This is a genomic window from Collimonas arenae (assembly GCF_000786695.1).
Classification (GTDB): Bacteria; Pseudomonadota; Gammaproteobacteria; order Burkholderiales; family Burkholderiaceae_D; genus Collimonas; species Collimonas arenae_A.
Window position 1 is genome coordinate 3,851,180 of record NZ_CP009962.1, and the last position, 24,457, is coordinate 3,875,636.

The window sequence follows — 24,457 nt, forward strand, 5'->3', positions numbered from 1 at the left end:
AAGCAATTCAAAATAGAGGGGCAGATCAGGCTCGGGCCGGCGAAAATCCAGCTGTACGTTTATGCTGTTCAATCACTTGCAACACAGCTTGCGCACTTTCGCTGGCGGTATCGCGCAGCAAAGTGTGATGCATGTCGGTAAAGCGCTGGCGCAGCATCGCCTGATGAGCCGGGTCATCCAGTTGCTTCCAAAGCGCATCCGCCAGCGCCTGCGGCGTGGCATTGTGCTGCAACAGCTCGGGCACAAGGAATTCTCGCGCCAGTATATTCGGCAAACCGATCCACGGCTGGTAACTCATGTGCCGCATGATTTCCCAGCTGGCGCGCATCATTTTATAAGCGATCACCATGGGCTTTTTATACAGGGCGACTTCCAACGACGCGGTGCCGGAGGCTACAAGGACCGCATCGGCGGCGGCCATGGCCGTATGCGACTGGCCATCCAGAATCTGGATCGGCAGGTCCTGCAAACCGGCCTGGGTGATCAGCTCGCTAAAGAATGCGCGCTGCTTCTGACCCGCCATCGGCGCGATGAAGCGCATACCGGGATCACGTTGCGCCAATATCCTGGCGGCTTGCACAAAGGCGATGGTGTTGTGCTTGAGCTCGCCCATGCGGCTGCCGGGCATGATAGCCACTACCCTGCCGTCGGACGGCAGACAGAGCGCGCTACGCGCCGCCGCAACGTCCGGTACCATCGGAATCACCTGCGCCAACGGATGGCCGACATAGGTGACCGGTATTCCGGCCTTGCGATAAATCTCGGCTTCGAACGGGAAAATGACCAGCATGTGCGAGGCTGCACGCGCGATCTTCTTGATACGACCGCCGCGCCAGGCCCAGATCGACGGACCGATAAAATGAACTGTAGGGATGCCGCCACGGCGCAACTGCTCTTCCAGGCCGAAATTGAAGTCGGGTGCATCGACGCCGATAAAGACATTGGGCTTTTGCGCCAGAAGACGATCGCGCAGGGAATTCTGGATGCCTTTTAGTTCGCGATAGTGAGCAAGTACTTCGAACAAGCCATTGACCGACAATTTTTCCATCGGCCAATCGCTGACAAAACCATACTCAGCCATCTTGGGACCTCCGATGCCATACATGCGCGCATCAGGCAGATGCGGACGCAATCCGGACAAAAGACGGCTCGCCAGCAAATCGCCGGAGGATTCTCCGGCGACCATGGCAATAGCTACGTTGGAATTGGTATCCGCCATGTCAGCGGATAATGCCACGCGCAGACGACGCGATAAATTCACGCAACTGCTTGATGTATTCAGCAGAATCCGGCACCTTGGACTCTTCCAGCGCCAAAGCCGCCATCGCCTCTTCCAAAGGCAAACCAGAACGATAAATGGTCCGGTAAGCACGCTTGATCGCCATGATCTGCTCGCCGCTAAAACCGCGACGGCGCAGACCTTCGCTATTGATGCCGGCAGGTACGGCACGATTGCCGGCTGCGGTCACGAATGGAGGAACATCCTGGCTGACGGCGGCGGTGAACGCGGTCATCGCATGGGCGCCGATACGGCAAAACTGGTGCACAGTGGTAAATCCGCCGAGCAAGACCCAGTCGCCAATATACACATGTCCGGCCAGCGTGGCGTTATTCGCGATCGTGGTATTGCTGCCGATCTGGCAATCATGCGCGACGTGTACATAGGCCATGACCCAATTATCGTCACCGATACGCGTAACGCCGCCATCCTGCACGGTACCGAGATTCAAGGTGACGAATTCGCGGATAGTGTTGCGGTCGCCGATTTCCAGCCTCGTCGGTTCACCGGCATATTTCTTGTCTTGCGGTACGCCGCCAATCGAACCGAACTGGAAAATCGAATTATCGCGACCAATTGTGGTGTGGCCTTCAATCACGACATGCGGGCCGATCTTGCTGTTGGCGCCAATCGCGACATGCGGTCCGATGACCGTGTAAGCGCCGACTTCCACTGAACTGTCGAGGGCCGCCTTGGGATCGATGACGGCCGTTGGATGAATGCGCGTCATCGGATCACGCAGATGGGCTAGCGTCTGCCGGGGCGCCTGGAGTGACAGCGTCACGCATAGTACACATGAATTCGGCTTCGACTGCGAGCTCGCCATCGACGCTGGCGACTGCCTTGTACTTCCAGATGCCGCGCACCACGCGCACAATCTCGACTTGTAGCTTGATCTGGTCGCCTGGTTCGACCGGGCGGCGGAAACGCGCCTTGTCGATGCCTAGGAAATACACGACGGTATTTTCATCCGGCTTGCGGCCTTCGGTCAAAAACGACAGCAACGCAGCGGTTTGCGCCAGCGCCTCAATCGTCAACACGCCCGGCATGACCGGCTTGTTGGGGAAATGTCCGTTGAAAAACTCTTCATTGATCGTGACATTCTTGATCGCTGTGATCGATTTGCCGCTTTCCCAATTCAATACGCGATCAACCAGCAACAGCGGGTAACGGTGCGGCAGGTAGGTTTTGATCTGATTGATATCTAGCGTTTGGTTTGGACTATTCATTATCTTTTTGACTATCTTGTACGTTAAGCTGTTTGACGGATTTTTCCAGAGACCGGATTTTCTCACGCATTGTATTCAGATTGCGCACCAGGGCGGCAGATTTTTCCCAGTCGCCGTGCTTGGCAATCGGATAAAAGCCGGTATATTGCCCCGGCTCCGAAATCGAGCGCAAGGCTAGCGTCCCCGCTGAGACATGCACGTGATCGGCGATAGTGATGTGGCCGTGGATCATGGCAGCCCCGCCTATCGAGCAATATTTTCCGATTTTGGCGCTGCCGGCGATCCCTGCACATGCTGCAATGGCAGTATGCGCGCCAATATGGCAGTTGTGAGCGATCTGGATCTGGTTGTCCAGCTTGACCCCTTCTTCAATCACGGTATCCGCCAGAGCGCCACGATCTATCGTGGTATTGGCGCCGATTTCAACGTCGTCGCCAATCAAGACCCGGCCGGTTTGCGGAATCTTGACCCATTTCCCACCATCGTTGGCAAAACCGAAACCATCGGCGCCAATGACCACACCAGAATGAATGATCGCACGCCGGCCAATCTCGCAGCCGTGATAGACCGTGACATTGGGATAAAGACAACTTTCCGCACCAATGCTTACACCCGCGCCAATCACGCAACCTGCCTCTATACGGACATGCTCGCCGATCACTGCACCGCTGCCGATCACTACATTAGGACCAATGCATGCGCTAGCCGCGACAACTGCAGTTGCATCGACGCTGGCGGCTGGATGAATACCGGGAATCACAGGAATGGCGTTTTTGACGGCAAAAAGCTGCGCCGCCCTGGCAAAATAGGCATAGGGATTGACAACCACGATGCGCGCACCGTGATAATCAGCGCCAATCGCTGCATCGTCAGCCGCAGACAAGATGACCGCCGCAGCTTGCGTCTGCGACACTTGAGGCCGGAATTTCGGATTCGAGAGGAAGGTGATCTGCGACGCAATGGCATCGCTCAATGGAGCAATGCCGGATATCAGGATATCCGCATCGCCTGTCAATTGGCCACCTAAGCTTTCGACCAATTCTTTTAGCCGAATGCTCATAGTGGCCTTAACAGAATGTATTTATTTATTGAGGATTTTCAATACTTTATCGGTGATATCAATACGTGGGCTTACATACACACCGCCTTCTTGAAACACCATATCGTATTTCTCCGCTTCGGCAATCTGCTTGATAGCCTTGGTGGAACGTTCAAGAACAATCGCCAGCTCTTCATTGCGGCGTTGGTTCAAGTCTTCACGGAATTCACGCTGTTTGCGCTGAAAATCCTTGTCCAGGTCGCTCAGCTCGCGCTGACGCTTGACCCGCTCGGATTCAGAAATAACTGCCGAATCCTTGTCCAGCTTATCCGCCTTGGCTTTCAAGGTCGCAGCTTGATCCTGCAGATCCTTGTCGCGCTTGGAAAACTCGGCTTCAATCTTGACTTGCGCCGCCTTGGCCGGATTAGCTTCGCGCAAAATGCGTTCGCTGCTGACGAATGCTATTTTCGAGCCTTCATCCGCATGCGCCTGCGCTACCGACAATGCCGACAAAAAGCACACCGCCAATACACTGGCCGATGTTGATGACGTAAATGATTTAATTAGAGATTTCAACACTATTCTCCGTAGTTCAAATGATACAACTTGCACATTATGCCACTCTTGCCGGAATCTGCACGGAGCAAACCCCAGCGAGCTTAGAAGCCTGTACCCAACTGGAACTGGAATGACTGGGTCTTGTCGGTCGGCTTGGCGTTCAAAGGATGGCCGTAACTGATCTTCAAAGGACCGATAGGCGACACCCAGCTCAAACCCAGACCGGTAGAGTAACGCAACTCGCTCAACTGCATCGGCGCCTTGTCTGCATAAACCTGGCCACCGTCCAGGAAGGTAAACCAGCGCAAGGTGCGGTCACTGCCGGAGCCTGGGAACGGGAATTGCAATTCCATGTTGCCAAACAAGCGCGAGGCGCCACCCATCGAGTCGCCGTACTGGTCGACGTTGGTGCCAACGCCCAGGGTCGAACCCTCAAAGCCGCGCACGGTGCCGATGCCACCCGCGTAGTAGTTTTTGAACACAGGATACGGCTTGCCGCCGATACCGCGGCCATAGTCGATTTCACCGTTCAAGGCCAGCGTTGCCGCATTGCCCCAGAATGGCTGGAAGTACTGGTGCTGATAGCTTGCGCGATAGTAGCGCAAGGTACCAACGGCAGATACTTCAAGGCTGGCACGCTGGTAACGTCCCTTGGTAGGCACCAGTGCGCTGTCGCGGCTATCGCGCTGCCAGGCTGCGGTTAGCGGGAAACTGTTGGTAGTTGCCGTCGCCGGATTTTGCAAAATGTTATAGCTGGCGCCGTTAGGCAGGGTCTGGCCGCTTGGCACCAGGACGCCGTTACCGAAATCGCTGACATACTGCTGATACAGCAATGGGCTAGACGCGTCGGCCTGAACGTTGGTGTTCTCCACGCCTACGCCGAAAAATACCGTATCCAGCTCAGAAAACGGTACGCCGAACTTGATGTCGCTACCGATGGTTCGCACCTTGTAGTCACCAGTCGTGTACGGTGACGGACGCACAGTACGATAGTACAGGTCATAGGTACGACTGATACCGTCGTCGGTAAAGTAAGGATTGGTCTGGGACAGCGCGATCACCCGCGAGTAGCTGCTGGTATTGATATCGAGACCAATGGTGTTGCCGCTACCGAAAGCATTCTGCTGCTGGATCGAACCGGACAGGCTCAGTTTATCTGTCTGCGAGAAACCGGCGCCGACCTGGATATTACCGGTAGGCTTTTCAGTGACCGACATGTTAATGTCGACCTGGTCGGAGGTGTTTGGCACTTCCGGCGTTTCAATGGCGACATCCTTGAAATAGCCAAGGCGATCAACGCGATCACGCGACAACTTGATTTTCGAACCGTCGTACCAGGAATCTTCAAACTGACGGAATTCACGGCGCACCACTTCATCGCGAGTCTTCGTATTGCCGGCGACGTTGATGTGGCGTACATAGACGCGCTTGCCTGGATCAACCAAGATGGTAAATGCCACTTCCTTGGTTTCGCGGTTCAGTTCCGGATTGGCGTTGACGTTGGCGAACGCATAGCCGAAATTGCCCAGGCGCTCGGACATCTTCTTGGTGCTGTTATTGAGTTTTTCGCCGTTGAACACATCGCCTTTTTTCAACTCCAGCAATGCCTTGAGTTCATCTTCACGGCCAAACATCTCGCCTTCCATCTTGATGTCGGAAACCTTGTACTTCTCACCTTCGTTGATATTGACGGTGATGTAGATATCTTTCTTATCGGGTGTGATCGAGACCTGGGTCGATTCGACCTGCATCTCGATATAACCGCGATTCAGATAATACGAGCGCAGGGTTTCGATATCGGCCTGCAGTTTTTCTTTTGCATACTGGTCGGCCTTGGTGTACCAGGTGAACCAGCCTGGCGAACGCAGCTTGATCTGGTCGCGCAGATCGCCGTCGGAAAATGCCTTATTGCCGACAAAGCGGATTTCCTTGATCCGCGAGACTTCACCCTCATCCACTGCAAACGTGACATTGACGCGATTGCGTTCGATAGGCGTGACAGTGGTCGTCACTTTCATGCCATACAGTCCACGCGACAGGTACTGTTTCTTCAGTTCCTGCTCAGCGCGGTCAACCTGGGCCTTGTCGAAAATACGCGATTCGCCAACGCCGATTTCTTTCAGCGCCTTGGTCAGCTGGTCTTTATCGAATTCCTTGATACCGGAAAAGTCGACGCCGGCAATCGACGGCCGCTCTTCCACCATCACCACCAGCACATTGCCTTCAGCTTCGATCCGGACATCCTTGAAAAAGCCGGTGGCGTACAAAGCCTTGATCGCGTCGGTACCTTTTTCATCGGTGAAGGTTTCGCCGACGCGCACTGGCAGGTAGCTGAACACAGTGCCTGCCTCGGTGCGTTGAATACCTTCTATGCGAATATCCTTGACCACAAACGGCTGCACCGCCATCACTTGGCCCGAACACAGGGCAAAGGCGGCGGCAGCAATCAAACGACGGGGAAGAATCGACAAAGGGAAATGCTCGGAATGTAATTTCATTAGCGATCGTTTTTTATCAATGTCCTTGTCCGCCACGATTGTCAGACAAGAGAGCCGAACTTAAAGGAGTTTAAAATAGGAGCCGAACGATGTCGTTAAACATAGCGACCATCATCAACGTCATCAAAATACCGATGCCAGCGCGTTGTGCAATTGCACCAACCCGTTCAGGAATGGGGCGTCCGGTCAAAACTTCCAGCGAATAATACAGCAAAAGACCACCATCTAGAACCGGAATGGGGAGCAAATTCATGACGCCCAGACTGATGCTGATAAAGGCAATAAAGCTCAAATAGCTGAAAGCGCCGATACTTGCGGTCTTGCCAGCGTAGTCTGCAATGGTGATCGGACCGGTGATATTCTTCCAGGAAAGCTCGCCGACAATCATTTTACCCAGCATTTTCAGGGTCAGAATGCTACTGTCCCAAGTCCGTTTTGCACCTTTGACAAGCGCTTGCAGCGGCGGGCTGCTGGATAACACCATTTCCGGCATCATCGGCAATTCGACTTTAATCACGCCAATCGTTCCGCTTTTTGACGACTGCGCTTCCGGCGTGACATCCACAGTAAAATTATTGCCATTTCGCAATCCAGCAAGACTTAATAATTTGCCCGGCGAAGCGCTTACCTTGGCGATCAAGGCCGTCCCGTCGGCCACCGGCTCGCCATTGATGCTGGTGATCAGGTCGCCATCATGCAGACCAGCCTTCATAGCCGGCCCGTCGGGCAGGACCCGCCCGAGAACGGCTTTGCCCAGCGCCAGCTTAATGCCCAGCTTGCCGAGATAATCACCTTCCAAGTCCTTGGCAGCCAGGCTATCGATCGGCAAAGTAACGGTATCCAGCAAATTGCCGCTTGCCGTGCCGGTCGTAGAACGCCGCACGTCGAGCTTGACCGGCGCTTTGTCGACTACGGCCTGTATCACTTTCCAACGCAATTCATTCCAGGTCTGGACCGGCTCGCCGTTCACAGCGGTAATCAATTCATCGCCGCGCAAACCGGCCTGATAGGCTGCAGTCTGCTCAGCCACCGCGCGGACTCGCGGCGTCGGCTCCATCTCGCCATAGCTGTAGAGACCTGCAAATAACAAAATAGCAAGAAGGAAATTCGCCAAAGGACCGGCAGCAACAATCGCCATCCGTTTCCACACTGACTGGCTGGTAAATTCCCGCTTCATGTCTTGCGGCGATATGGCCGATACGTCTTGCTCCCGGGCATCCAGCATCTTTACGTAGCCGCCCAATGGCAAGATGGAAACAGCCCATTCGGTCTGGTCGGGGCCGAAACGGCGTGAGTAGACAATCTTGCCCATGCCGACCGAAAACCGCAGCACCTTGACGCCGCACAAACGCGCGACCCAATAGTGGCCAAGCTCGTGGATGATGACCAGGGAGCCGAGTGCGACAACAAATGCGAGGATAGTTTGCAGGAAGGCCATTGCCGTATGTATTTATCCGATGAGAGCGGTGAGAACGATCAGGAAATCAGAGATTCGACGGTCTCGCGCGCCAGCCGGTCTTGCTCCAGCAGCATTTCAATATCCGTCACGGCGCACAGCGGCAGGCTGTCCATGGTGCGCGCTATCAACTGATCAATCATGCGAAATCCAATTTTCTCGTCCAGGAAAGCTTGGACCGCGACTTCGTTCGCGGCGTTCAATATAGTTGCGGCCGAACCACCCGCCTCTAATGCATCATACGCGAGTTTAAGGCATGGAAAACGTTGCAGGTCAGGCTTGCCGAACTGCAATTGCCCGATCATGGCCAGATCGAGCGGGCCGACGCCGGACGCGATCCGCTCCGGATAGGCCAACGCGTGAGCGATCGGGGTCCGCATATCGGGATTGCCCAATTGCGCCAGCACCGAGCCATCGACATAAGAAACCATCGAATGAATCACGCTTTGCGGATGGATCAGCACTTCGATCTGGCTGGCCGAGGCGCCGAACAGCCAGTGCGCCTCAATCACTTCCAGCCCCTTGTTCATCATGGTGGCGGAATCGACCGAAATCTTGCGGCCCATGACCCATTTCGGATGGGCGACCGCTTCTGCCGGCGTTACTGTGTCCAAGGTATCCACCGCCCGGGTCAGGAACGGGCCACCGGACGCAGTCAACAGGATTTTTTCCACCCCAAGCGCGGACGGCTGGCGCTGATAATTATGCGGCAGACACTGGAAAATCGCATTATGCTCGCTATCAATTGGCAGCAAGACAGCGCCGCTGTGCTTAATGGCGTCAATGAACAACTGGCCTGACATGACCAACGCTTCCTTGTTCGCCAACAGTACCTTTTTGCCGGCCTTGGCTGCAGCCAATGTCGATTCGAGGCCCGCAGCGCCAACGATTGCCGCCATCACCGCATCGCACGCGTCAGCGCTAGCGACCTGACACAAGGCAGCAGCACCATACAGCACCTCGATATGCGGGGCCTCTGCATGCAATAAGCGACTCAGCTGCTGTGCCGCTGCCGCGCTGCCGACCACAGCGACCTTAGGCATGAATTTCAGACATTGTTCCGCCAACTGCTCCACGCGGCTGTGGGCGGTCAAGGCATACACCGAATAGCGTTCGGGATGGCGCGCCAGTACATCCAGCGTCGACACACCGATCGAACCGGTGGAGCCGAGAATAGTAATATTTTGCATACCCGACCTAAAACCAGAAACTCAATAGAGCAGCCAACGGCAGCACTGGGATCAGCGCATCGACGCGATCCAGCACACCGCCATGACCAGGCAGCAGATTGCTGCTGTCCTTGATGCCGGCACGGCGCTTGAGCATCGATTCGAACAAATCACCGGCGACGCTGGCGGCCACAATGACCGTCATGACTGCCAGCAATCCGGCCCAGCCCCAGGTTGCAAGCAGGCGCATTGGAAAGGTATTCGCCAACGCTGGCGTCAGGCTAAAACCGGCTGTCATCAGCAGCACGAGGATCCAGCCGCCGATCGCGCCTTCCCAGGATTTTCCGGGAGATATGGACGGCGCAAGCTTGTGGCGGCCAAAGGCCTTGCCAGAAAAATAAGCCCCGATATCGGCGGCCCAGACGATCACCAGTACCGACAACAGATACAAAGGCGAATAATGAAACAATACAACAATCGCCAGGAAACAGCCGAAAATGGCGATAGCGTAGGTCGCTGCAATCAAGCGGTTGCCAAGGCTAGGCAAGGACGGCAGCCCAAGCGCCAGGGACGGCACAAAACGGAAGCACCAGATCGCCACGCACAGTGTGAACAGCAGCCGTATATTCGGGCCGCCATCAAAATACATCACTGTCGCAAACAACACCAGCGCCGCCAGCCCCCAACCCAAGGCAACCTTAGCGGAGCCACCGAATATCCTGGCGCTCTCCCAGATCGCGGCGGCGAAAAACAGCCCCGAGACTACGGCGAACGCTGGAAAATAATTGAAATACAAAATTGGCAGCAAAACTGCCAACAACAATAAGGCCGTGATAACACGAGTTCTTAACATCAGGAAGCCTGTTCAAGCAGTTGCGCGCTGGTGCGTCCGAAACGCCGCTCCCGCTGCTGATAAGAAGCAATCGCCTTATCCAGCTCATCTGCGCCGAAATCAGGCCAGTAGGTATCTGTGAAGTAAAGTTCGCTGTAGGCCAGTTGCCAAAGCAGGAAATTGGAAATGCGCTGCTCGCCGCCAGTGCGGATGAACAGGTCAGGCTCCGGCGCATAGGCCATCGCCAAGTACTGCGCCAGTTCGCCTTCGGAAAACTCGCCCGCTTCTTGTCCTGTGGTTGCAGAAGTACCGCTTGCGGCGCGCGCTGCCAGCATCTTTTGCACTGCCTGCATTACGTCCCAGCGACCGCCATAGTTGGCGCAGATTGTGACCGTCATGGCCGTGTTGCCAGCGGTTTTACGCTCGGCGTTATCAATCATCTGCTGCAATTTGTCGTCAAAGCGGCTCAGATCGCCAACTACCTTCAGGCGGATGCCATTGGCGTGCATCTTGCCGACTTCGCGCTCCAGCGCCACCATGAACAAACGCATCAGCAATGAGACTTCGTCGGCAGGCCTGCGCCAGTTCTCTGAACTGAAGGCGAACAGCGTCAGGTATTCGACGCCACGCGTGGCACAGGCTTCAACTGCCGCCCGCACTGCTTCAACGCCTTTGCCGTGACCGGCAACGCGCGGTAAAAAGCGGCTGGTAGCCCAGCGGCCATTGCCGTCCATGATAATGGCGACGTGCCGCGGTACGGTTGGGCTGGCTGGCAGCGATTGCGTGGAACTTGAATGGGCCATAAATAATGAAATGAGAAAAATAGAGATAAAAGGCAGCATCTCTAGTCAACCGGGGAAAGGGCCGCTCGTATAGAGCAAATCGCCGCCAGGGTAGTCCTGGCGGCGATCAAGCACTGTCCCGCAAAAAGTTAAACTGTCAGGATCTCTTTTTCTTTGTCGACCACTTGCTTGTCAATTTCTGCAACGAATTTGTCAGTCAGCTTCTGGATGTCATCCTGCGCACGGCGCTCGTCGTCTTCCGAACATTCCTTGTCCTTGACCAGCTTCTTGAAGCTCTCATTGGCATCGCGGCGGATGTTGCGGATTGCAATTTTAGCATCCTCAGCTTCACCCTTGACCAGCTTGACCATTTCCTTGCGGCGCTCTTCCGTCAGTGCCGGCGTCGGCACCCGGACCAGTTCGCCCTGGGTCGATGGATTCAGGCCCAGATCGGATTCGCGGATCGCCTTTTCAACCACTGCAATCATTTTCTTTTCGAACGGCTGTACACCGATGGTACGCGCATCGATCAAAGTCACGTTGGCAACCTGGCTCAAATTGGCAGGGCTGCCATAATAATCGACCATGATATGGTCGAGAATGCCGGTATGAGCACGGCCGGTGCGTACCTTGGCTAGATCGGCGCGTAAAGTCTCGATCGACTTTTTCATTCTTTCATCAGTGTTCTTCTTCACGTCAGCAATACTCATGCTGCTCTCCTCTTCTAAAACGAGTTATCGGGGGAGCTCTACAAACCTACTGCGCGGCCCACTGTCCGGTCTGCGATGCTCACGGTACTTTAAAGTACAGCTGCGCTTCTCGACCAAACAGTGAATCACTCGCTACGGTTTGCAGAACTCCCCCCTTTCTTTATTAACTAAACAATATTTTCAAAGTAAACACTACGGATTACGCAAATATTTTATACGTGAACCAAGGTACCTTCATCTTCACCCAGGATGACGCGCTTGAGCGCACCCGGCTTGATGATCGAAAACACCTTGATTGGCAACTTCTGGTCACGGCACAGCGCAAATGCAGTGGCATCCATGACTTGCAGGTGCTTGGTGATGGCTTCGTCAAACGTGATATGCGAATAACGGGTTGCAGTTGGATCCTTGTTTGGATCTGCGCTGTAGACGCCATCGACCTTGGTCGCCTTCAAGACGATTTCCGCGCCAATCTCCGAACCGCGCAATGCCGCTGCAGTATCGGTGGTGAAAAACGGATTGCCGGTACCTGCTGCAAAAATGACAACCTTGTCTTCTTCCAGGTATTGCAACGCCTTAGGACGCACATATGGTTCTACTACCTGTTCGATGCTGATGGCCGACATCACGCGTGCAGTGAGGCCGATCTGACGCATGGCATCTGCCAGCGCCAGGGAGTTCATCACCGTCGCCAGCATTCCCATGTAATCCGCAGTAGCGCGGTCCATGCCCTGCGCGCCTGGCGCCACACCGCGGAAAATGTTGCCGCCGCCGATGACAATCGCTAGTTCTACGCCTAATTTGGCCACTTCGGCGACGTCTGCCACCATGCGTTCGATAGTTGCCCGATTGATGCCATAGGCGTCATCGCCCATCAGGGCTTCACCGGAGAGTTTCAGGAGAACACGCTTGTAAGCTGGTTTTGTCATGGTCTGGGCCCCTTGTGGCTTTCCGATTGATATTGTGTATGGTCACGCCTAGCTGAAGCACTGCAGCGCCATTGTCAGGCCAAACTGCAGCAAAATCTACTATCAGGCTCTTTTTTAGACTACCCGGAGCCGTTTCCTGTGTTTCCCCGCTCCGTTTGGGGAGCGGGGGTCCAGCAAGGCAATCCTTAGTCCATGGTCTGGGAAGAAAATTCCTCAGAGCCAAAAAAACGGGCCTTTCGGCCCGTATTCTTGCTTACGCCTGCTTGGCCGCAGCAGTCATCGCTGCAACTTCTGCAGCGAAGTCATCCTGCTTCTTCTCGATGCCTTCACCAACCACAAACATGGTGAACGATTTGACGCTGGAATTGGTTGCCTTCAGCATTTGTTCAACAGTTTGCTTGTCGTTCTTGACGAAAGTCTGGTTCAGCAAGGAAACTTCCTTCAGGAATTTCTGCACGGAACCGTCGATCATCTTGGCAGCGATATCGGCAGGCTTGCCGGATTCGGCCGCCTTCAACGTCGCTACCGAACGCTCTTTTTCGATCAGTTCTGCTGGCACCTGATCCGCAGACAGGGAAACCGGCTTCATCGCAGCGATGTGCATCGCCACGTCTTTACCGACTTGGTCGTCAGCGCCGTCAAATTCAACCATCACGCCAATACGTGTGCCGTGCAGGTAGGAAACCAGCTTGGCAGTAGTATCAAAACGGGTGAAACGACGGATCGACATGTTTTCGCCGATCAGACCGATCAACGCAGCGCGGGTTGCATCAACAGTGCTGTCGCCCAGCGGCAGAGCCGACAAGGCAGCAACATCAGCCGGATTCTTTTCCGCAACCAGTTTGGCGCAATCATTAGCCAAGGCCAGGAAAGCGTCGTTCTTGGTGACGAAGTCGGTTTCGCAGTTGACTTCCACCAGGGCGCCAACGCCGCCGGCGATGTATGCTGCAACAACGCCTTCAGCTGTCACGCGGGAAGCAGCCTTGGAAGCCTTGCCGCCCAGTTTGACGCGCAGGATTTCTTCCGCTTTGTCCATGTCGCCGCTGGCTTCGGTCAACGCCTTCTTGCATTCCATCATTGGCGCATCAGTCTTTGCGCGCAGTTCGCCTACCATTGCTGCTGTAATTGCCGCCATACTATTCTCCTAGCTCTTGGCCTGGTTCACCGATCCGGTCACTGCCTTGCAGTGCGCCCAGCGATCGGGATTCCAGCGCCATCATTCAAAATATATTCGGGTAAAAATCGGGTAATACAAATGCAGGTGATACAAAAAAGGGAGCAACCTCGCCCCCTTTTTTATTCTGACGTATCAGAATTCAAGCTTGGAAGACTTAAGCTTGGTCGTTAACTTCAACGAATTCGTCGCCAGCTGCGCCCTTGATGGCTTCAACTACGTCGTTTACTGCATTGGCGCGGCCTTCGAGGATTGCATCAGCAACGCCACGAGCGTACAAAGCGATTGCCTTGGATGAGTCATCGTTACCTGGAATGACGTATGTCACGCCGTCTGGCGAGTGGTTGGTATCAACCACGCCGATAACCGGGATGCCCAGCTTGGCCGCTTCAGTGATCGCGCCTTTGTGGTAACCAACGTCGATCACGAAAATTGCGTCAGGAATGCCGCCCATGTCCTTGATGCCGCCGATGGCTTTTTGCAGCTTGATCAGTTCACGCTGGAACATCAGGCCTTCTTTTTTGCTCAGCTTTTCAACCGAACCGTCTTCGATCGAAGCTTCCATTTCCTTCAGGCGCTTGATAGAAGTCTTGATGGTCTTGAAGTTGGTCAGCATGCCGCCCAACCAGCGTTGGTCAACGAAAGGCGAACCCGAACGTGCAGCTTCAGCAGCCACGATTTCGCGCGCTTGACGCTTGGTGCCGACAAACAGGATGTTGCCACGATTGGACGACAATTGGCGGATGTACTTCATCGCCTCCTGGTACATGCCCAGGGTTTTTTCCAGGTTGACGATGTGAATCTTGTTGCGGTGACCGAAGATGAACGGCGCCATCTTTGGGTTCCAGAAACGGGTTTGGTGACCGAAATGGACACCGGCTTCCAGCATTTCACGCATTGTTACGGACATAATTTTCTCCAGGGTTGGGTCTGGAACCAGCTCAGTCACCGTCTTTCCATCAGGAAAAACAGCACCCTTTTCGAGCGGATTCGCGATTCAAAAACATTAAATTTAACTACTTGCACTTCAACATAACCCGATAACAATTCGAGCTAACCCAAGATTGTAACCCAAAACCACAGACTTCTTCAAGTACCAGGAGCCATATCTTTAAGCGCATCTTGTGCTGCTCGTTTATAATCGTTACCTGAATGAATCCCATCCCTTTTGCCCGTTTTTCCGGCTGTTTTAGGGTATCGCCAGCGGATTTGCCTTTATTTTTCGATTCTTTCTTCGAATTTCTCTTTCGCATCTCTTTTTTTATATGACTTCTATCTCCATTAAAACCGCCGAAGACATCGCGGGCATGCGCATCGCAGGCAAACTTGCCTCCGAGGTGCTCGACTACATTACGCCTTTCGTCAAGGCCGGCGTGACGACCGGGGAGCTGGATCGCTTGTGCCATGAATTCATGACAAACGTGCAAGATTCAATTCCCGCCCCGCTCAATTATTGCCCGCCTGGCTACACGCCCTACCCGAAGGCAATTTGCACCTCGGTCAACGATGTTATCTGCCACGGCATTCCAGGCGACAAGGTATTGAAAACCGGCGACGTCGTAAATCTCGACATTACCATCATCAAAAACGGCTACCACGGCGACACTAGCCGCATGTTCTATGTCGGCGAACCGTCGATCATGGCCAAGCGCCTGGGCGACATCACCTATGAATGCATGTGGCTGGGCATCGCCAAGATCAAACCGGGCGCACATCTGGGCGATATCGGCTTCGTCATTCAGCAGCACGCCGAGAAAGCCGGCTACAGCGTCGTACGCGAATTCTGCGGCCACGGTATCGGCAAGGTATTCCATGAAGAGCCGCAAGTCTTGCATTATGGCCGTCCGGGTACGCTCGAGCGGTTGGAAGCCGGCATGATTTTCACGGTGGAGCCGATGATCAACGCCGGCCGCCGCGATATCCGCGAAATGGGCGACGGCTGGACCATCAAAACCAAGGATCGCAGCCTGTCCGCACAGTGGGAACATACCGTGCTGGTGACCGAAACCGGTTACGAGGTGCTGACCGTATCCGCAGGTACGCCACCTCCGCCTGCCTTCATCCAGCAAGCAACTGCCACTGCCTGATAACACCCAGTAAAACTTAAAAGCCGTACATGACGACACTTGCCGCGACCCTGAAACAGCAGCTTAGAACCGAGCGGCAAGTCATCATCTCTGCATTTCTCGCCGACGGCAAACCCGGCGAATTGCTGACTGCATTGCGTCGCAGCGTCGACATCGCCCTCACCCAGGCCTGGAAAATGCTGGGCATGCCGCCCTCGACGGCGCTGGTAGCGGTCGGCGGTTATGGCCGCGGCGAGTTGTTTCCGCACTCCGACGTCGACGTATTGATCTTGCTCGGTGCAGCACCCGATGCGGAATTGAAGCCACGACTGGAGCAACTGGTCCAGCTGTTCTGGGACATCGGCCTGGAAATCGGCCACAGCATCCGCACCGTCGACGAGTGCCTGAGCGAATCCGCCGCTGACATTACGGTGCAGACCAGCCTGCTTGAAGCACGGCTGGTGACCGGCAATCAACCACTGTTCTCTCAATTACAGGAACGTTGCAGTGCGGCGATGGATCCTTGCGCATTCTTCCAGGAAAAAATTCTGGAAATGCGCCAGCGCCATGTCAAGTATGAAGACACGCCATACAGCCTGGAGCCCAACTGCAAGGAAAGCCCGGGCGGCCTGCGCGACTTACAGGTGATCTTGTGGGTGGCCAAGGCTGCAGGTCTCGGCGAATCCTGGGCCAAGCTTGCCAAGCACGGCCTGATCACGGCCGCCGAAGCGCGCCAGCTGTCGCGCCAGGAGCGCGCCTTCAAGGATATCCGGATCCGCCTGCACATCTATACCAACCGGCGTGAAGATCGCCTGGTGTTCGACGTCCAGACCCCGATCGCCGAAGCGCTGGGTTTCCAGACTACCGAGACGCGGCGCGCCAGCGAATACCTCATGCAGCGCTATTACTGGGCGGCCAAAGCGGTGACCCAGCTCAACACCATTCTGCTGCAGAACATCGAAGTACAACTGTTTCCCCAACCGATGGTGCCGCAGCGTATCAATGATCGCTTCAACCATCTGAACCGCCTGATCGATATTGCCTACGACGACCTGTTCAAGACCACGCCGTCGGCCATGCTGGAACTGTTTCTGTTGCTGGCCCAGCACAGTGAATTGCGCGACATGACCGCACGCACCCGGCGCGCGCTGTGGCATGCGCGGGTCAAGATCGACAACGCTTTCCGCCGCGATCCGGTCAACCGCTCTCTGTTCATCCAGATCATCCAGGCGCCGCAAGGAATTACCCACGCGCTGCGCGGCATGAACCAGACCAGCATCCTGGGCCGCTACCTGCCTAATTTCCGGCGCATCGTCGGCCAGATGCAGCACGACCTGTTTCACGTCTATACCGTCGACCAGCACATCCTGATGGTGGTGCGCAATGTGCGCCGCTTCACGATGAGCGAACACGCACATGAATATCCGTTTTGCAGCCAGCTGATCGCCAATTTCCCGCGTCCCTGGCTATTGTATGTGGCCGCCTTGTTCCACGATATCGCCAAGGGCCGTGGCGGCGATCACTCCAAACTGGGCATGACAGACGCCCTGCATTTCTGCCAGCATCACGGACTGGCCGCCGAAGACACTGCGCTGGTGGTTTTCCTGGTCGAACACCACCTGACGATGTCGCAAGTGGCGCAAAAGCAGGATTTGTCGGACCCTGACGTAATCCTGCATTTTGCCGATACCGTCAAGGATGAACGCCATCTGACGGCCCTCTATCTGCTGACCGTGGCCGACATCCGCGGCACCAGCCCCAAAGTATGGAATGCCTGGAAAGGCAAGCTGCTGGAAGATCTGTACCGCATGACCTTGCGGGTGCTCGGCGGTGAAACGCCTTCGGCCGACCGCGAGCTGAAGAACCGCCAGGAAGAAGCGCTGAAAACCCTGCGCTTGTACGGCTTGCCGCAAGATGCCCATGAAGCCCTGTGGCAGCAACTCGACGTCGCCTATTTCCTGCGTCACGATTCTTCCGATATCGCCTGGCAAACGCGCTCCTTCTATAACCAGATCGACAGCCAGATACCGATCGTCAAGTGCCGCCTGGCGCCGATCGGCGAAGGGCTGCAAGTTGCGGTCTACACTAAAGACCGAAGCGACCTGTTCATCCGCATCTGCAGTTATTTCGACAGCAAGAATTTCAGCATCCTGGATGCCAAGATCCAGACCACGCGGCATGGCTATGCGCTCGACTCTTTCCTGATCAGCGCACCGCTGTTCGCCAAGCATTATCGCGACATCATCAACCTGATCGAACATGAGCTGACTGCCCTGCTGCAAGCCGACAGCGCGTTGCCCCGCGCCTCGCGCGGACGCCTCTCGCGCCTGTCGCGCACCTTCCCGCTGACGCCGACAGTCGATCTGCGGCCGGACGACCGCGGCCATTATTACCTGCTGTCGATTACCGCAAACGACCGCACCGGCCTGCTCTACTCGGTCGCCAGCGTGCTGGCCAAACACAAGATCAACTTGCACACCGCCAAGATCATGACGCTCGGCGAGCGCGTCGAAGACGTATTCCTGGTCGACGGCAACGCACTCAGCCATGCGCGCCTGCAAATCCAGCTAGAGACGGATTTGCTGGACGCCTTGCATGTCTGACCTGACGACATATACGATATTTTTAATTTTATTTTTTTAGCAGCCCATGACTGAACCACTACGCCTTTCCAAACGCATGTCTGAACTCGGGCTATGCTCGCGCCGCGAGGCCGATGAATGGATCGCGCGCGGCTGGGTGCGGGTCGACGGTATCGTCGTCTCCGAACTCGGCAGCAAGGTACTTCCCAGCCAACGCATTAGCGTAGAACGCCAGGCCGCCGCCGAGCAATCGAAGCGCGTCACCATTCTGATCAACAAGCCGGTAGGCTTCGTCAGCGGCCAGGCCGAAGACGGCTACCAGCCGGCGGTGGCATTGATCAAGGAAGCCAACCGCTGGAGCGAAGACAGCTCACCGACCCTGTTCCATCCGACCCAGCTACGTAGCCTGGTCCCGGCCGGACGCCTCGACATCGACTCGGTCGGTTTGCTCGTACTGACTCAGGATGGCCGTATCGCCAAGCATCTGATCGGCGAAGAAACCAGCGTCGACAAGGAATACCTGGTGCGAGTGCGCTATACCAAGGGTGACAAACTGCCCGACAGCGACCTGCGCCGTCTCAATTTCGGCCTGACGCTGGACGGCAAAAAACTCAAGCCAGCGATCGTCAAATGGCAGAACGAGGATCAGTTGAGCTTCACTTTGCGCGAAGGTAAAAAACGCCAGATCCGCCGCATGTGCGATATGGTCGGGTTGAAAGTACTGGGATTGAAACGGGTGCGGATTGGCGGAGTGAAGCTGGGGAATTTACCTGAAGGACAATGGCGTTATCTGGGCGCTGACGAGCAGTTCTAATTTGAACGCGCCTCGAGTTGAGCGACGTCAACCCGAGGCGCGCTATTTCTACAAAAACCGGTCCAGGATCTTGCGGCTGACCTTATCCAGCGCCAGCGTATCCCGAATCAAAAATTGCACGCCATGACTGTCGGCGATCAGCAAGCTGGTCGATACGATACGGCGAATATCTTCTTCGCCCTTGAGCGTAAAAGAAGCATCGCCGCGATTGGTTTCCACGTACCAGGTGCTGGGAGAGGTGTAGCTGGAAACCCTTTGTATGCGCTTGATTTCCGGCATGAACTCGCGGCTTGCCAATTCCTTTTCGACAATCTCCCTGGTGTCATCCGGCAAATCCGACAAGCGGCTGATCCAGGCCAGTTCGTGGCCGTCCGCGTTCACCAGCGATAGTCCGTCATCCGGCGCGCCGATCGGAAAGGCGCGTACCGGCACAACGCCTTCGTGCATCTCGCCATCGGCGGCGGTGTAGACCAGGCGGCCAAAAGCGTTGTGGCTTAGTGTGAAATCATGTGTTGTCATAGGTTACGCCACGCTCTCGTCATTCTCTTCGCTGTCTTCGTCTACCAGTTGCGGCTCGCCCTCACCATCGGCATTGCGCAACTGCGCCTGGTACAGGCGATAGTAAGCGCCCTCAGCCAGCATCAATTCGTCATGGCTGCCGACTTCAACGATCTGGCCACGGTCCAGCACCACCAAGCGGTCAGCCTTGCGCAGGGTCGACAGACGATGGGCAATAGCAATCGTGGTTCGGCCTTGCACCAGGTTGTCGAGTGCTTTCTGGATTTCTTTTTCAGTCGTGGTATCTACCGATGAAGTGGCTTCGTCCATGATCAGGATACGCGGATCGATCAGCAGCGCGCGTGCGATCGAAATACGCTGACGTTCGCCGCCCGACAACGCCTGGCCGCGTTCACCGACCAGCGAGTCGTAGCCCTGCGGCAGGCGCAAGATGAATTCATGGGCGTGCGCGGCGCGTGCTGCGGCAACGATTTCCTCCCTCGTCGCTTCCGGTTTGCCGTAACAGATATTCTCGGCAATCGTACCGAAGAACAAGAACGGCTCTTGCAGCACCAACCCGATATTACGGCGGTATTCCGAAATCGGCATTGAGCGGATATCAACACCATCGATGCGTATCGATCCTTCCGAGACATCGTAGAAACGGCAAATCAGGTTCACCAGCGTGCTCTTGCCCGAGCCGCTGTGACCGACCAGACCGATCATCTCACCCGGCCTGATGTCCAGGTTGACGCCGCGCATCACCGCCCGATTGCCGTAACGGAAACCGATATCGCGCAACGCAATGGCGCCTTCCACTTTTTCCAGATGGACCGGATTGGCCGGCTCGGGAACGCTGGAAACATGGTCGAGGATTTCAAAGATGCGCTTGGCGCCGACTGCAGCCTTTTGCGTCACCGAGACGATCCGGCTCATCGAATCAAGACGGGTATAGAAACGGCTGATATACGCCAGGAACGAAGCCAGCACACCGACCGTGATCTCATTCTTGGATACTTCCCAGATACCGAATATCCATACCACCAGCAACCCGATTTCTGTCAGCAAAGTCACTGTCGGCGAAAACAGCGACCATATCTTGTTGACCTTGTCATTAACCAGCAAGTTGTGCTGGTTGGCGTCGCGGAAACGCGTGGCTTCGCGCTTTTCCTGGGCAAAGGCCTTGACCACGCGGATGCCTGGAATAGTGTCGGCCAGGACATTAGTGACCTCGGCCCAGATACGGTCGATCTTTTCAAAACCGTGCTTGAGGCGGTCGCGCACCAGATGGATCATCCATGCGATGAACGGCAGCGGCACCAGAGTCACCAAGGCCAGCCACGGATTGATCGAGAACAGAATCACCGCAGTCATGATGATCATCAGGACGTCAATGGCGAAGTCCAGCAGATGCAAGGACAGGAACACGCAAATGCGGTCACTTTCAGAACCGATACGCGCCATCAGATCGCCTGTGCGCTTGCCGCCGAAATATTCTTGCGACAGGCGCAACAGATGTTCGTACGTAGTGGTGCGCAAATTGGCGCCGATGCGCTCGCTGACCAAGGCCAATATATAAGTACGGGCCCAGCCCAGGCTCCAGGCCACCAACGCCGATGCCAGCAGGCCCGACAAGTAGAGTTTGACCAGGTCGACATTGATCGGTTTGCCGTTCTGATAAGGGATCAGCACATTGTCCATCAGCGGCCCCATCAGGTACGGCGGCACCAAGGTGGCAGCGGTAGAAATCAACATCAGCACGAAACCCAGCAACAGCATACCCTTGTATGGCTTGGCAAAACGCCCCAGCCGGAACAAGGCCCAGGTCGAGGACGGCGCATCGCCCTTTTCCGGACAAATCAAGCATTCGTCGCTGCCGGCCGGCAAAGGCGCTTTACATTGCGGACAAAGCGCTTGTTCTTCACGCAGCGCCGTGAGCCCTGCCAGATGGTCGTCGCGCTGTTGATCAAATACCTTGATCAGTCGCAGCGCTTCCAGATTGAGGCCGAGCGTATACCGCCAGCTGGCCAGCTGCTGTTGATCATCATGCAACTCCAGGGTGCCGACGCCGGCATGATCGTAATGGCCAAGCTTCATGCCGGGCTGGTAACGCCATTCGCGCCAGTTGCTGTCGTCGGCCATCTTGGCCAGCACGCGCTGGCTGGTGACCAGCACCAGTCCATGCGCAAAATGCAAGGTAGCGTTAAGATCGATTGCCAAAGACGCGAGAACTTCCTCGGCGGGAGCTAGCTGAGTTATCACTTCGGCACGCAAAGTGGCTGGCAAATTATTGAGTAAATAATTAGCGGTGCTGGAAACAGGGGATAAATGGTTGCTTTTCATCTAAACGGCATGGTGTGTCCGCCTGCACAAAGGCTTGCGGACCGGATGGAATTTTGTGTGAAATCGCCTTAAATGGCGCACATCGTCTGCCGCAAGTATTATATCCTATCGGGTTTTCTGGAAACGTTACTCTTCGTTACTAAATAACACTATCTTTTTTAGTATTTGTTTTTTAGTAATTCGATGTAAACCGAATCGCGCTTCAGCGCGTTAGAAGTTGTTGCAGGGTGTTGAAATCGGCACGCGCAATCGTTCCGAATCAACTCATGGCCATTTTGGCCAACACCTATAGTCTCATTGCTGACTCATGAAAAACATTGAAATTCTCCGTATCATGTCCCTCCGCGGACCAAATATATGGACGTATAGATCAACCCTTGAGGCGTGGATCGACATCGGAGAACTGGAAGACTTCCCCTCCAACACACTACCCGGCTTTAACCAGCGCCTGACCGGCTGGCTACCATCCCTGATTGAACACCGTTGCAGTTATGGCGAACGCGGCGGCTTTGTACAACGGCTGCAGGACGGCACCTGGCCCGGCCACATTCTCGAACACGTTACCCTGGAATTGCAAAACCTGGCCGGAATGCCCGGCGGTTTCGGCAAAGCCCGCAGCACCTCAGTGCGCGGCGTCTATAAAGTAGCGGTGCGCGCGCGCCACGAAGAAGTCACCCGCGCCGCCCTGCATGCCGCCCGCGACCTGGTCATGGCGGCGATTGAAGATAAACCGTTCGACGTTCCCGCCTCTATCGCCACACTGCGTGCGATGGTCGATTCGCGCTGCCTGGGGCCCAGCACCGCCTGCATCGTCGAAGCTGCGGATGAACGCCGCATCCCCTCTTTCCGTCTGACCGACGGCAACTTGGTGCAACTCGGCCACGGCATTCGCCAGCGCCGCATCTGGACGGCTGAAACCGATCAGACCAGCGCCATCGCCGAAAGCATCTCCAGCGACAAGGACCTGACCAAGACACTGCTGCAAGCTTGCGGCGTGCCTGTACCTGAAGGCCAACTGGTGGAAAGTCCCGAAGAAGCCTGGGAAGCCGCCGAAGACATCGGCCTGCCTGTCGTGGTGAAACCGTCCGACGCCAATCATGGCCGCGGCGTTTTCATCGACCTCAACACCCGCGCTGAAATCGAAACCGCCTACAAGCTGGCGTTGGAAGAAGGCAGCAGCGTGATTGTCGAACGTTTCATCCCGGGCAATGAACATCGCCTGCTGATCGTCGGCGGCCGCCTTGCAGCAGCCGCGCGCGGCGAGCCGCTATCGGTAATTGCCGACGGCACTTCAACCATTGAGCAGTTGATCAATAGTCAGATCAATTCCGATCCGCGCCGCGGCGAGCTGGAAGAATGTCCGCTGAGCCTAGTGCTGCTGGATCAGGAACCGGTAGTACGGGTAGAACTGGAACGCCAGGGCTTTACCGGCGCCTCGATCCCTCCTGCCGGTAAACAAATACTGATTCAACGCAACGGCAACGTCTCGATCGATGTCACCGATCTGGTGCATCCAAGCGTCGCCGCCGCTGCGTCGCTGGCGGCGCGCGTTGTCGGTCTGGACATTGCAGGCGTCGACCTGGTGGCGGGAGACATTTCCCGGCCGCTGGAAGAACAGCGCGGCGCTATTGTTGAAGTCAACGCCGGCCCCGGTTTGCTGATGCATCTGAAACCGGCCGAAGGCCGGCCGCGTCCGGTGGGACGAGCAATTATCGAACACCTGTTCGCCGCCGGCGACAATGGCCGCATTCCGATTGTCGGCGTCTCCGGCACCCACGGCAAAACCACCGTCTCGCGCCTGATCGCATGGCAATTGCACTTGAGCGGCAATCACGTCGGGCTGGCTTGCGGCGATGGCTTGTATTTCGCTCAGCGCCAGGTTGAAAAAGGCGATTGCGCAAATTGGGAATCGGCGCAACGTGTGCTGATCAACCGTGCAGTGGAAGCGGCGGTATTTGAAAATAGCCACGATACGATCCTGTCCGAAGGACTGGTCTACGATCGCTGCCAGGTCGGTGTGGTCACTAATATCGCCGCCAACGACAGCCTGCCGCAGTATTACATCGGCGATGCCGAGGAAATGGTGAAAGTCACCCGGACCCAGGTCGATGTCGTCTTGCCGACCGGCGTCGCAGTGCTGAACGCCGCCGACAAGCTGGTGGCAGACATGGCTTCGCTATGCGACGGCGAAGTGATTTTCTTTGGCATCAATCCTGCCCTGCCGGTGATTGCAGAACACCTTGAAAAGAAAAAGCGCGCAGTGTTTGTCCGCAATGACCAGATCATGCTCGCCATCGGCAAGGATGAAATGCTGCTGGCTGACATCACGACCGTGCCGCTGATCGCCCGCAGCAAAGATAGCTTCCAGATTGAAAACGTGCTCGCAGCGGTTGCGGCGGCATGGGCACTGGACATCTCTCACGATCTGATACGTGCAGGGATCGAAACTTTCGACATGGCGTAGTTGTAAATTTTCAGCAAATAATTAGACAATTAGGA

General features: G+C 55.7%; 20 protein-coding genes. 4 read left to right on the forward strand and 16 right to left on the reverse strand.

Going from position 1 to position 24,457, the window contains the following annotated elements; translation table 11 throughout:
* Positions 1 to 25 precede the first annotated feature (25 nt).
* The 14 genes from lpxB to rpsB form a co-directional block, all read right to left on the reverse strand.
* Positions 26 to 1,219 carry a lipid-A-disaccharide synthase gene (lpxB, locus tag LT85_RS16890; protein WP_038491026.1) on the reverse strand — a complete coding sequence of 398 codons (1,194 nt, stop codon included), beginning with the start codon at positions 1,217 to 1,219 and terminating at the stop codon, positions 26 to 28.
* Between the two features lies 1 nt (position 1,220).
* Positions 1,221 to 2,009: an acyl-ACP--UDP-N-acetylglucosamine O-acyltransferase gene (gene lpxA, locus LT85_RS16895; RefSeq protein WP_038491029.1), complete on the reverse strand. Its 789-nt coding sequence runs from the start codon at positions 2,007 to 2,009 to the stop codon at positions 1,221 to 1,223.
* Between the two features lie 4 nt (positions 2,010 to 2,013).
* Positions 2,014 to 2,508 (reverse strand): 3-hydroxyacyl-ACP dehydratase FabZ, encoded by a 495-nt coding sequence (gene fabZ, locus LT85_RS16900; RefSeq protein ID WP_038491032.1) that lies wholly within the window; start codon positions 2,506 to 2,508, stop codon positions 2,014 to 2,016.
* Complete coding sequence (lpxD, locus tag LT85_RS16905) at positions 2,501 to 3,568, reverse strand: UDP-3-O-(3-hydroxymyristoyl)glucosamine N-acyltransferase (RefSeq protein WP_038491037.1); 1,068 nt, start codon at positions 3,566 to 3,568, stop codon at positions 2,501 to 2,503. The genes fabZ and lpxD overlap by 8 nt, the downstream gene beginning before the upstream one ends.
* Before the next feature lie 21 nt (positions 3,569 to 3,589).
* The gene (locus tag LT85_RS16910) at positions 3,590 to 4,123 is read right to left on the reverse strand and encodes an OmpH family outer membrane protein (protein WP_038491039.1); all 534 of its coding nucleotides are present in this window, start codon (positions 4,121 to 4,123) and stop codon (positions 3,590 to 3,592) included.
* An 83-nt stretch (positions 4,124 to 4,206) separates the two neighbouring features.
* Positions 4,207 to 6,603: an outer membrane protein assembly factor BamA gene (bamA, locus tag LT85_RS16915; RefSeq protein ID WP_038491042.1), complete on the reverse strand. Its 2,397-nt coding sequence runs from the start codon at positions 6,601 to 6,603 to the stop codon at positions 4,207 to 4,209.
* Between the two features lie 70 nt (positions 6,604 to 6,673).
* Positions 6,674 to 8,041, reverse strand: coding sequence for an RIP metalloprotease RseP (rseP, locus tag LT85_RS16920; protein ID WP_038491044.1), 1,368 nt, complete (start codon positions 8,039 to 8,041; stop codon positions 6,674 to 6,676).
* 38 nt (positions 8,042 to 8,079) lie between these two features.
* A complete protein-coding gene (gene ispC, locus LT85_RS16925; protein ID WP_038491047.1) occupies positions 8,080 to 9,249 on the reverse strand; it encodes a 1-deoxy-D-xylulose-5-phosphate reductoisomerase in 1,170 nt (389 codons plus the stop codon).
* Positions 9,250 to 9,256: 7 nt separating this feature from the next.
* On the reverse strand, positions 9,257 to 10,081 hold the full coding sequence (locus tag LT85_RS16930; RefSeq protein WP_038491049.1) for a phosphatidate cytidylyltransferase: 825 nt from the start codon (positions 10,079 to 10,081) through the stop codon (positions 9,257 to 9,259).
* Positions 10,081 to 10,863 carry a polyprenyl diphosphate synthase gene (gene uppS / locus LT85_RS16935; RefSeq protein ID WP_038491051.1) on the reverse strand — a complete coding sequence of 261 codons (783 nt, stop codon included), beginning with the start codon at positions 10,861 to 10,863 and terminating at the stop codon, positions 10,081 to 10,083. The genes LT85_RS16930 and uppS overlap by 1 nt, the downstream gene beginning before the upstream one ends.
* Positions 10,864 to 10,991: 128 nt before the next feature.
* Complete coding sequence (gene frr, locus LT85_RS16940) at positions 10,992 to 11,552, reverse strand: ribosome recycling factor (RefSeq protein WP_038491054.1); 561 nt, start codon at positions 11,550 to 11,552, stop codon at positions 10,992 to 10,994.
* 212 nt (positions 11,553 to 11,764) lie between these two features.
* Positions 11,765 to 12,481, reverse strand: coding sequence for a UMP kinase (gene pyrH / locus LT85_RS16945; RefSeq protein ID WP_038491057.1), 717 nt, complete (start codon positions 12,479 to 12,481; stop codon positions 11,765 to 11,767).
* 253 nt (positions 12,482 to 12,734) lie between these two features.
* Positions 12,735 to 13,616, reverse strand: coding sequence for a translation elongation factor Ts (gene tsf, locus LT85_RS16950; protein ID WP_038491059.1), 882 nt, complete (start codon positions 13,614 to 13,616; stop codon positions 12,735 to 12,737).
* A gap of 196 nt (positions 13,617 to 13,812) precedes the next feature.
* Entirely contained in the window at positions 13,813 to 14,565 is a 753-nt protein-coding gene (gene rpsB / locus LT85_RS16955) for a 30S ribosomal protein S2 (protein ID WP_014005317.1), read from the reverse strand.
* A gap of 355 nt (positions 14,566 to 14,920) precedes the next feature.
* Here rpsB and map point away from each other — a divergent pair, with 355 nt between their 5' ends.
* From map to LT85_RS16975, 3 genes are read left to right on the forward strand one after another with little or no spacing between them, the layout of a single operon-like run.
* Positions 14,921 to 15,742: a type I methionyl aminopeptidase gene (gene map, locus LT85_RS16965; protein ID WP_038491067.1), complete on the forward strand. Its 822-nt coding sequence runs from the start codon at positions 14,921 to 14,923 to the stop codon at positions 15,740 to 15,742.
* Between the two features lie 29 nt (positions 15,743 to 15,771).
* Positions 15,772 to 18,324, forward strand: a complete 2,553-nt coding sequence (locus LT85_RS16970) for a [protein-PII] uridylyltransferase (RefSeq protein ID WP_038491070.1) — start codon at positions 15,772 to 15,774, stop codon at positions 18,322 to 18,324.
* A 46-nt stretch (positions 18,325 to 18,370) separates the two neighbouring features.
* Positions 18,371 to 19,117 carry a pseudouridine synthase gene (locus LT85_RS16975; protein WP_038491072.1) on the forward strand — a complete coding sequence of 249 codons (747 nt, stop codon included), beginning with the start codon at positions 18,371 to 18,373 and terminating at the stop codon, positions 19,115 to 19,117.
* Between the two features lie 48 nt (positions 19,118 to 19,165).
* On the opposite strand, the gene LT85_RS16980 is transcribed toward LT85_RS16975, so the two are convergent.
* On the reverse strand, positions 19,166 to 19,636 hold the full coding sequence (locus LT85_RS16980; protein ID WP_038491075.1) for a DUF1854 domain-containing protein: 471 nt from the start codon (positions 19,634 to 19,636) through the stop codon (positions 19,166 to 19,168).
* Positions 19,637 to 19,639: 3 nt separating this feature from the next.
* Positions 19,640 to 21,958 (reverse strand): ABC transporter ATP-binding protein, encoded by a 2,319-nt coding sequence (locus LT85_RS16985; protein ID WP_038491078.1) that lies wholly within the window; start codon positions 21,956 to 21,958, stop codon positions 19,640 to 19,642.
* Positions 21,959 to 22,265: 307 nt separating this feature from the next.
* Here LT85_RS16985 and cphA point away from each other — a divergent pair, with 307 nt between their 5' ends.
* Entirely contained in the window at positions 22,266 to 24,422 is a 2,157-nt protein-coding gene (gene cphA / locus LT85_RS16990) for a cyanophycin synthetase (RefSeq protein WP_038491081.1), read from the forward strand.
* Positions 24,423 to 24,457: the final 35 nt, after the last annotated feature.